The sequence below is a fragment of the Mesorhizobium sp. M0808 genome (genome assembly GCF_040320025.1).
In the GTDB taxonomy this organism is placed as follows: Bacteria; Pseudomonadota; Alphaproteobacteria; order Rhizobiales; family Rhizobiaceae; genus Mesorhizobium.
The window spans coordinates 1-8,916 of record NZ_JAMYOX010000089.1; the positions used below are offsets into that span (position 1 = coordinate 1).

6 protein-coding genes, 3 pseudogenes and 1 riboswitch are annotated in these 8,916 nt (G+C 58.1%); of the genes and pseudogenes, 5 read left to right on the top strand and 4 right to left on the bottom strand.

The features are described from left to right. Window positions 1-103 precede the first annotated feature (103 nt). A pseudogene (locus NKI25_RS35735) lies at window positions 104-508 on the top strand (IS630 family transposase); the annotation flags it as partial. A gap of 486 nt (window positions 509-994) precedes the next feature. Here the strand turns inward: NKI25_RS35735 and NKI25_RS35740 are convergent. The 3 genes from NKI25_RS35740 to NKI25_RS35750 form a co-directional block, all read right to left on the bottom strand. Further along, window positions 995-2,971: a CocE/NonD family hydrolase gene (locus NKI25_RS35740; RefSeq protein WP_353000854.1), complete on the bottom strand. Its 1,977-nt coding sequence runs from the start codon at window positions 2,969-2,971 to the stop codon at window positions 995-997. Window positions 2,972-3,055: 84 nt separating this feature from the next. Then, window positions 3,056-4,420, bottom strand: a complete 1,365-nt coding sequence (locus NKI25_RS35745; RefSeq protein WP_353000856.1) for a M20/M25/M40 family metallo-hydrolase — start codon at window positions 4,418-4,420, stop codon at window positions 3,056-3,058. 284 nt (window positions 4,421-4,704) lie between these two features. Beyond that, the gene (locus NKI25_RS35750) at window positions 4,705-5,931 is read right to left on the bottom strand and encodes a GntG family PLP-dependent aldolase (RefSeq protein ID WP_353000858.1); all 1,227 of its coding nucleotides are present in this window, start codon (window positions 5,929-5,931) and stop codon (window positions 4,705-4,707) included. Window positions 5,932-6,183: 252 nt separating this feature from the next. Between NKI25_RS35750 and NKI25_RS35755 the strand changes: the two genes are divergently transcribed. Next, window positions 6,184-6,567: a hypothetical protein gene (locus tag NKI25_RS35755; protein WP_353000867.1), complete on the top strand. Its 384-nt coding sequence runs from the start codon at window positions 6,184-6,186 to the stop codon at window positions 6,565-6,567. On the opposite strand, the gene NKI25_RS35760 is transcribed toward NKI25_RS35755, so the two are convergent. Further along, on the bottom strand, window positions 6,531-6,776 hold the full coding sequence (locus NKI25_RS35760; protein ID WP_353000860.1) for a cupin domain-containing protein: 246 nt from the start codon (window positions 6,774-6,776) through the stop codon (window positions 6,531-6,533). The genes NKI25_RS35755 and NKI25_RS35760 overlap by 37 nt on opposite strands. Window positions 6,777-7,200: 424 nt before the next feature. Between NKI25_RS35760 and NKI25_RS35765 the strand changes: the two genes are divergently transcribed. From NKI25_RS35765 to NKI25_RS35780, 3 genes and pseudogenes are all read left to right on the top strand, one after another. Further along, window positions 7,201-7,398, top strand: a complete 198-nt coding sequence (locus NKI25_RS35765; protein WP_353000862.1) for an Lrp/AsnC family transcriptional regulator — start codon at window positions 7,201-7,203, stop codon at window positions 7,396-7,398. Beyond that, window positions 7,374-7,633, top strand: a pseudogene (locus NKI25_RS36690) (Lrp/AsnC ligand binding domain-containing protein). The gene NKI25_RS35765 and the pseudogene NKI25_RS36690 overlap by 25 nt, the downstream one beginning before the upstream one ends. Window positions 7,634-7,764: 131 nt before the next feature. Further along, a riboswitch (glycine riboswitch) is annotated at window positions 7,765-7,851 on the top strand. Window positions 7,852-8,640: 789 nt separating this feature from the next. Further along, window positions 8,641-8,814 (top strand): annotated as a pseudogene (locus tag NKI25_RS35780) (branched-chain amino acid transferase); the annotation flags it as partial. Between the last annotated feature and the right edge of the window lie 102 nt (window positions 8,815-8,916).

Consider the following 8,916-nt stretch of genomic DNA (forward strand, 5'->3'; position numbering starts at 1 on the left):
CAGCGTGATGCGGCCTGTGGTCCAGACAGAACGCGGGCCGGCTATTTCAGGAAAGCGCTCGACAACGGCCATGGCCAGCGTAGCTGCAGCGACGCCCGCATCCGAGCAGCCTGTCCTGCCGATGATGCCTGGCATGCCGGAGCGCCGGACCCATTCCTACGTTCGTCATGGCACGACGTCGTTGTTTGCTGCCCTCGACGTTGCCTCGGGCTTCGTCATCGGCAAGTGCTACAGGCTGGCGCGGCGGCAGCACTATCATGTGCACTTCACACCGACATCGGCATCCTGGATCAACCACGAACGGTAGTTTGCCGAACTAACCCGCAAGCAACAACGCCGCGGTGTCCATACCTCCACCAGCCAGCTTGAGGCCGATATTCGCGCCTTCATCCAGCGCCACAACGAAAACCCCAAGCCATATCGATGGACCAAGTCCGCAGACGACATTCTCGCCTCCGTCAAACGTTTCTGCCAGAAGGCGGAACAGTCCTTATGCCATGAACTTTAGATTCAGATGACTAGTGATGAAACGATGAAACGTGATTGCCACAATTCCCGTCTGGCCGAGGCAAAACTTACCGAAACGCCCAACGGGTGCGTGTCGGCTTTGCAGGGATGCGGCCAAGGCGGAGGGGGATAGCCGAGGCCTGTTTCGCCCGATGCGCCTCGTCACAGTCAAACAAAGACGCCAGGCGATGGTCCTAAACCAGTGATCTTCTTATGTTTCGACTAACCCCGACGGTCGAATACAACGCGCACGTTTTGGAGCACGGCATTGTATTGCAGGACATACAGAATATCGGCTAATTGGCCAAGCATCGACGATGCCGGAAGCCCCCCGCCCCACATGCTTGATGCGCAGGCGGGGCTTCTTCATGACACAGGAGCTCATCGAAACGCCGGAAGATACCACCCCGATTGGCGAAGGTGCCGCTGCGCCAAGCGTGGTGGCCTAAATGGGGCTTTGTTTGCTTTTCACGATGTCCCCCATGGATCAGAGAAGCCCGCGCGGAACGCGCTCGGACCATTCTCTTGTTAGGACCTCGTTTTCTTCCGCGCCCTCCGTCGCGCGCACCTTGCGGGACAGATAGAAATATTCGGAATCACAGCTCATGCTGTGTTCAGTCTTGATCGCGACCTGCCACTCTTCACGTTTGAAGGTGAAATGCCACTGACTTTCGAATCGGGCCGAAGCTGGATCATCCGGATGGATGCCATAGTGCATCCGAACATCGTGCCCTAAGACAAGACCGTGATACAGGCGCTTCTGGCCGAAGTCGTCGAATGTATCTAGCACGATTCTGCCGTCCTCCAGCACCCGCCGCTTGGAGGTGCCGCTGGTCGGACGCAGCAGTTCGACTTGTAGTGTCGGATACTCCTGGGCCAAACCGGGATTCAATGGCGGGACCTCTTCGGTCACTTTTCTAATTGGCAGGTCAAGCGTGCTCTTCTCCAGGTGAAGCGTGATCGCCGCCGTCTCAGGCGCGGGCCAAACTATCGGCCAGTAGGAGGTCGACAGCGCGAGCCTCAGCAGATGACCCGCTTTCAGCCGATGAGCGCATTCGTTCAGCTCTATCTCGGCTTCGTACGCCTGCCCGGGCACCAGGGCGTGGGGCATCTCGTGGCTGGCAAAATGGGTCAGGTTCAGCGCCCGATAGGTGACGCGCTGCGAAACACCCTCGGGCGAGACGTCGCACAGGCGTGCCACGATCTGAGCCACTGGTCTGTCCACCGAAAAGGCAAACTTCACCTTAGGACGACCAAGCAGCTCCATCGGCTCGGCTAACGGTGCAGTGTCAAAGCGGGTCGACAGGATATCGTCGGGGGTCTGATCCTCGGCCAGTTCGTTGTCGATTCTCATACCGGGGCAGAAGTAGCCACCAGCCTGACCGACGTGCGCGGGGCTGGACACGGTAACGGTTCCAGCGGCGGGACCATCCTGCAGCCCGCCCGCACCCAAGTAGAGAATTCGGTTGCCCACGTTGGGCGAGGGCCAGTTCTGTTCGGCCACCCAACTTCCTAACCGGGGGCGGTACTCCTTGGTCGGGTCGAAATGCTCCTGCATGTAAACGCGATAAGCGGGCAGGTCGTCCGCGCCATTCTGTTTTCCCTTCAGCCATCGGTCGAACCAACGAATTACCTCCGAATGAAAATCTCGCGGGTCCAGCTTCGACATATGGGGATAGCGATGCTCCCAAGGGCCGATCAACGCTTTGGACGGAACCCGAAGGTTTGCTGCCAGCGCGGGCGGCGCATTGACATAGGCATCCGTCCAGCCGGAAATTGCCAAAACTGGGGTCCGTATGCGGGACCAATCCTCGCAAACCGAACCGTGTTTCCAGTAGTCATCCCGCGTGGGATGACGTAGCCACTCGACGGCACAAAAGGGCGCGTTTTCAATCCGCGCGATCCAGTCCGCACGCCAATCCTCACGCAGTTCGGGATCCGCCGGGCGCGTCAGAAAGGCAAACAACTGGCTTCCCCAGTTGACATTGTCGCTAAGCAAGCAGCCGCCCATGAAGTGGATGTCATCGGCGTATCGATCGACGGTCGAGTCCACGCTGACCACCGCCTTCAGCGAGGGCGGACGGCGGTAGGCCAGCTGCAAACCGTTGAATCCACCCCACGAAGTACCGATCATTCCGACATTGCCGTCGCACCATTCCTGCGCTGCGATCCAAGCCAGAACCGCCTCGCCATCACTCAACTCCTGCTCGGAGTATTCATCATCGAACAGCCCTTCACTGTCACCCGTTCCGGTGATGTCGACACGTACGCAGGCGTAGCCGGCTACCGCAAATACGGGATGCGTGGTCTCATCGCGCGGGACGGTCCCATCGCGCTTGCGGTAGGGCAGATATTCCAGAATCGCGGGGCCAGGTCGCACGCCGGCCGGAAGCCAAATCCTGGCCGCCAATCTGCGCCCATCCGGCAGTTGAATCCATTGGTTCTCGATAATTTTTGTCGCCATGTGTGGTCCGCGGCTCCCGTCGTATTCGGTTTGGCTGTCTGACTTAAAGGCGGAGTGCATTCGCTTTCCTCGCGCTCAGGAAAGCTACAATTGACCAAGCTCATATAATAACGCGGCGCCTGTACGAATCCCGCTGTAGAAGCAGTTGAGCGTCAAATTTTCATTCGGCGCATGGTTTGCTTCATCAGGGTTCGCGTATGGCGTTTGAAAGGCAGGTATCCCGAGGATCTTGGTGAAGACATAGCAAGGCAGGCTGCCGAAGCCGGCGGGGACCAGCAAAGGCTCCTCCCCTTGCGCAGCGACGAAAGCACGGCGCAGCGGCGCGGTGAAAGAGGAGGCAACGGGCGTCTTTGAGGGGCACATGCTCCCCTGCGCCACGAACTCCACATCAGGCGCGTGTTTCTCCACATGGGCAGCTACCTTGCGAAGGATGTCTTGAGGATCCTGCGCGTCCACGAGCCTTATGTCACATTTCACGACGGCTTCGCTGGGCAGGACCGTCTTGCTTCCAGGCCCGCCATAGCCGCCATGAAAGCCGTTGATCGTCAGTGTGGGCCGGAAGCAGAGACGCTCGTAGAATGCCCTTTCCTCCGGCGCGTCCAGTCGCGCAAGATCGAGATCACGCATCAATGCCGCAATGTCGAGCGGCAGGCGCTCGACCGCAGCCAAATCCTCCTTCGACGGGGGCTCAATATGATCGTGGAAGCCGTCAATAGTGATTTCACCGTGGGGATTCTTCATGGTGCTAAGCAGGTGCACCAACGTCCAGATTGGATTGGGCACGACGCCACCGAAGTTGCCCGAATGCAGATCCCGGCTAGCATGGCGACAACGGAGCTCAAAGGACAACTCGCCACGCGATCCGAACTTGATCATGGGTGCGCCGCTCGCATGACGCGGACCGTCGGCAGTGACGGCAAGATGCGCCTTTAGGATATCCCTGTTGGTCCGCACGAAATCGGCAATGTGCGGGCTGCCAATCTCCTCTTCACCTTCCAATAGCAAGATGACGTTGCACGGCAGCGCGCCATGCACCTTGAGGTGGGACTCAATTGCCAGGATCTGTGCGAAATGCTGACCCTTGTTGTCGCCCGCACCCCGGGCAAAAAGCCGACCATCTCGTATGGTGGGTTCAAACGGCGGCGAGAGCCACTTTTCGATCGGGTCAGGCGGCTGCACGTCGTAATGGCCGTAGAGCAGTACCGTCGGTTTACCCGGCGCCTTCTGCCAGCGCGCGACCACCATCGGGTGCCCTTCAGTCGGCACCAGGCTGGTCTCAAGCCCAATGCCGGTGAGCATCTCGACCAGCAGCGCGCCAACTTCGGCGATACCGACATTCTCTGCACTGATGCTCGGATGCCGGACGTAATCGATCAGACGGTCGAGAAGGCTGGTGCGATTGTTATCGATATGTTCGAAAACTGCGTTCAATGTTTCAGAAGGGGTCATGTCTTTGCTTGTAATAAAAGTGAGAAGCCAGAGGATACAGGGAGATGTTTAGCTAGCAGGCTGCTGCTGCAAGATGGACTCGTCGTATCGGGGGCGAAGACTCCGGTGAGGTGCACGATGTGATCGTCCCACGACGCACGGCGACTGATTCGCCAACCCATACATTTCTATCCTTCCCAATTGCTCTGGTTCCGTTCTCGCCGCATTTCCAGGTACGTCAGGTCGCGGGCGAGAGTCCCGCCATTTTTGGGCTGCGCAGACCTCGATGAAGCCCTTGTGCCCGGTCATTGTGGCTCCGCCTGCAGAACCGATCGAATGGCGACTGCGGTCGCATCGACATCGTCATCGGTGACTAAATAGTGGAGCACGGCGCGAACGACGCCATCGCGGAGCGTTCCCATCCGCACTCCCCGCTGCGACAGCGCCGCCAGGAAGTCTGCGACCGACAGACCGTCCCGTTCAAGGCGGAAGAACACCATGTTCGTATCGATGACTGGGGAATCGAGGCGAATGCCGGGAATGTCACGGATCTTCTCCGCTAGCAACTGCGCACGACGGTGGTCCTCGATCAGTCGGTCCACCATGGTTTGAAGCGCCACGATACCTGCACTGGCCATGAAGCCGGCTTGACGAAGGCCGCCTCCCAAGAGCTTCCGATAGCGCCTTACCCGGTCGATGAAGCGCCGAGTTCCGCACACCATGGAACCGAATGGAGCGGCGAGTCCTTTCGACAGGCTGAACATGATCGAGTCGAAGTCCTTCGCTATCTCCGCCGCGGTCTTCTTCGACGCTATTGCCGCATTGAAGATGCGGGCGCCGTCGAGATGTAGTGGTAGGCCGTGCTCGTCGGCAAGCTCGCGTACTTCCTTGATATAGGACGTAGGCAGGACACGCCCGCCACGTTGACAGTGCGGATTCTCCAGCACGATGACCCCTGGGGGCGCGCATTGGTAATCGCACTTGTCGCGGATCGCCGAGCGCAGGTTATTCAGCGACAGCCGTCCGTCGGTTTCCGTCGGCACAGGGTGCAGGACGAGACCTCCCACCACCGAAACGCTGCCGGCTTCGAAGTCGTAGAGATCGGAGTGATCGCCGACGATCACCTCGTGGCCTCGGGGACAATGCGCGAGCAACGCAGCAAGGTTCCCCTGGCATCCGCTCGATAGGAAAGCGGCGTCTTCCTTCCCGAGCATTTCCGCCGCCAACGCTTCCAGCCGGTTTAACGTCGGGTCTTCACCGTAACCGGCGTCACCTACCTCCGCGTTGAACATCGCCCGCCGCATCTCTTGGGTGGGAAGGGTTACGGTATCGCTGAGCAAATCAATCATTCTTCGTTCCCAGAGGTGGCGTTGCCTATCTTTTGCAAAACGGATCTTCGACGCCGTTCCGCCTCGATCCAGCAGTACATAAGCATCAACGGAAACGGTGCGACGTGCCCCGAACCCATGGTATTCGATACCGGAGATGCCGGCCGGGCGCGACCAACAGGGCGTAGAAATCCGGCGCGTCATCACCTCACTTACCTGCTTCTGCCGCCGTCCGCGCTCTGATCGCGGGAATGGAACGCCGGTTAAAGGAAGTGCTGAAAATGTCGCGGCCATACGCCACCCAAATTGGTCTCGACGAGAGTCGCCTCCCGAAATATGGAGCATGGGGAAGGCAGGTTTGCATCAAAATACATCGGTTTTTGAAGCACCGACCGCACAAAGCGGTGCGGTTTGAAATATCGTCAGCCTGTTGGATCTACGCGGGACCTGCCTAGTTTGGATCCAGAAGCCCGACGTTTTTTTCAAACCTGCAAGGCCCGTTACCTATTTCTGTTTCACTTTTCGGGCAAAATTGCAATAAATGTTGCGCAACCCTTTGCGATTGTGAAGGTTCCTAACATGGCTGGCATCGCGATGGACGACCTAGTGGTAAATCTAACGCTTGGTACCGGGGTCGTTTGGTCCGCTCTGGGCAAAGAAAAACGTCGTTCCCGCCGAGCGCCGGAACGACAAATTTGTGCCAACTCCGGACTCATGCACCGCAGCGAGCCCGTGTTTATTCCATCATTCGGCAGTGGAGAGTACCTTTTGGGGCGACAATTCAATGCCGATCCGGGCTACGATTATTTCTTGCGCGGATCGTCCGCTGGGTTGATGTAATCGATGCCCCCAGGCCCGACGAACTGAACTTGGAGAATACCCTCCTCATTTCCGGTCCAAGCAAAGTGAGGGTGCTTTGCCGGATATACCCACAAGGAGCCCGGCTTTAACAACTCGCCTTTCTTCTCAAGCGTTTCGCCGTGGCTAGTCCCGATATTGCCGCTGATGACGGTCACAACCTCGGAATAGGGGTGAGTATGCGGCGGCATTGAAATTTAGGGGAAACTTGATCCGTAAGACAACCACGTCCCCTGCTTTCGTCGGGTCGCCCACGAGAGTTGCGATCTGTACGCCTTTGGGGAAGGCCGGGTTCTCCTTCCACGCGAGTGCATCAGGAGTAACCCTCGTTGGCGTGTCTTGCGCCATCGCCGGGAGTGAGAACGCGATCAAGCCCGCTATTGCCAAGAACTTTTTCATTTGAGACCTCCACTGTGATGCGGAATAAGGCGCATATTAGCACTCCTTGGAGCTAACCGAGTCTAGAGGCGGTAAAATAATAAGAGAGTTTACCTAGAATGAGCAGGCATTCCGTGACAGTAGGGTGCGGTCCTCACCCGGCAAAATCTCGCGAATTGCAAAACGCCGCGTCCGCATTCGCTAACGTCTCATTCGGGTCAGGTCTACACCTCCGAGATGCTTCGAAGAATTCTTACAGCCCTACAAAAGAATAACCGACTCTCCTTTGCTGAACTGGCGGAACTTCTCGGTTCCTCAGCCGCCTCATGCATGCGTCGAGTGAATAAGCTGCGTTCGGATCGAGTGATCGTTGCGGAATCTCGCTGGTCGATCCGAAGGCCATTGGCAAATTGCTCACCGTTGTCCTTACGGTAGAGCTAGACCGAGAGCGTCTTGACCTTGTCGACGATTTTAAGCGCGCGATGCGCGCGGCCAAGGAGGTTACCCAGTGCTACATGGTTACGGGCGACGCCGATTTGTGCTAATCGTGGCCGTTGAGGACGTCGAGGATTTCGTCAAGAGAAAGCTCTATACCAACCCCAATGTGCGAAAATTCCAGAGCATGATTGCGCTCGATCGTGTCAAGTTCGAGTCGCGCATCACGGTGTAGCTTTCGGCTGGTTGCGCTGAAGCCGTCACACCGGGGCCGCGTTTTGAAGCGCCTATTGTACGTCCAGCTTTGGATTAAACTTTCTCGCCGTGGGAACTGTGCGATCTAGAGCGCCAGCCGACGCTGCGTCAAAGGTCATCGCGGGAGAGACCAACTCGCCCGGCGCCGAAAGAGCAACCGCCCCGGAGACTCTCAGGCACCCGAACCGCGAGATTGCAACGCTCCGAAGTGTGCCCCGGGAAAGAGCAAGCCGTGCACAACGGCGGCGAAACTCTCAGGTTCGTGACGGAGGGGCATGCGCGCGCAGTGGTCTCGGCGAGGCCGCTGCCCTAAGGAGTATGTCCCATGCCTCTGTCATTCGATCTCGCGGTTCTCGGTGCTGGTGTTGTCGGCGTGAACACTGCCTATTGAGCTGCCCGAAATGGCTTGTCGGTATGCCTTGTCGATCGCCAACCAGCCGCCGGCCTCGAAACAAGCTTCGCAAAAACGGCGGTCAGGTCTCGGGGCCATGCAGAGCCGTGGGCGAACCCCTCGGCGCCGCTGAAGGTCCTTAAATGGCTTACCGGCGGGAACGCATGTCTGCTCTTTCGGCCATGTTTCGACTTGACCCAGTGGCTCTGGATTGAGCGACCTGGAGTATGACCAGAGGCAGCAGGGCATCATCCCTTTCTACCACGATCGCAAGGAGTTCGAGGTGGCAGCAAAGGTTGCAGAGCTGATGTGCGGCACTGTTGCAACCGAGAGGTTATCGGCGTCGATCGGTTGGTCGAAATTGAACCCGCATTCGAGCGCAACGCGACCAGTCGTGGGAGCGACATACACGGTTGAGAACGAGTCGGGATGCCCTGAAGTACCCGCAGGCGCTCGTGTGCGCGGCCAAAAGACGTGGCGTGGTTCTGAGCTATAACAGCGAGGTAACGCAGTTTCTTGTCGACAGCGGGAAGACGATCCAGGGTGTCGAACTCAGGACACCGGAGAGTGACGTTCATCTGTGTTCGCGCGATGTGATTGTCTGCACGCGCGGTTCATCACCGACATTCAGCCGCGATCCCCGCCAGGCGGAGAACCGCTTCATCGCGTTTGCTGTCCCTTTTGGGTCGGTTGCCAACAAGGAACAGCTGGAAAGAGGCTTGCACGTCGCGATCAGCGAAACCGTCCGCATCCCGCCCAAATCGATCGATCGTAAGCGCGAATTTCCCCGCACCTTTTGCTGTTGAGTGCTCTGATGCATGAGGTGTCCACCAAAATAGGTGGACACCTTGTGATGGAAGAAGATGAGCAGA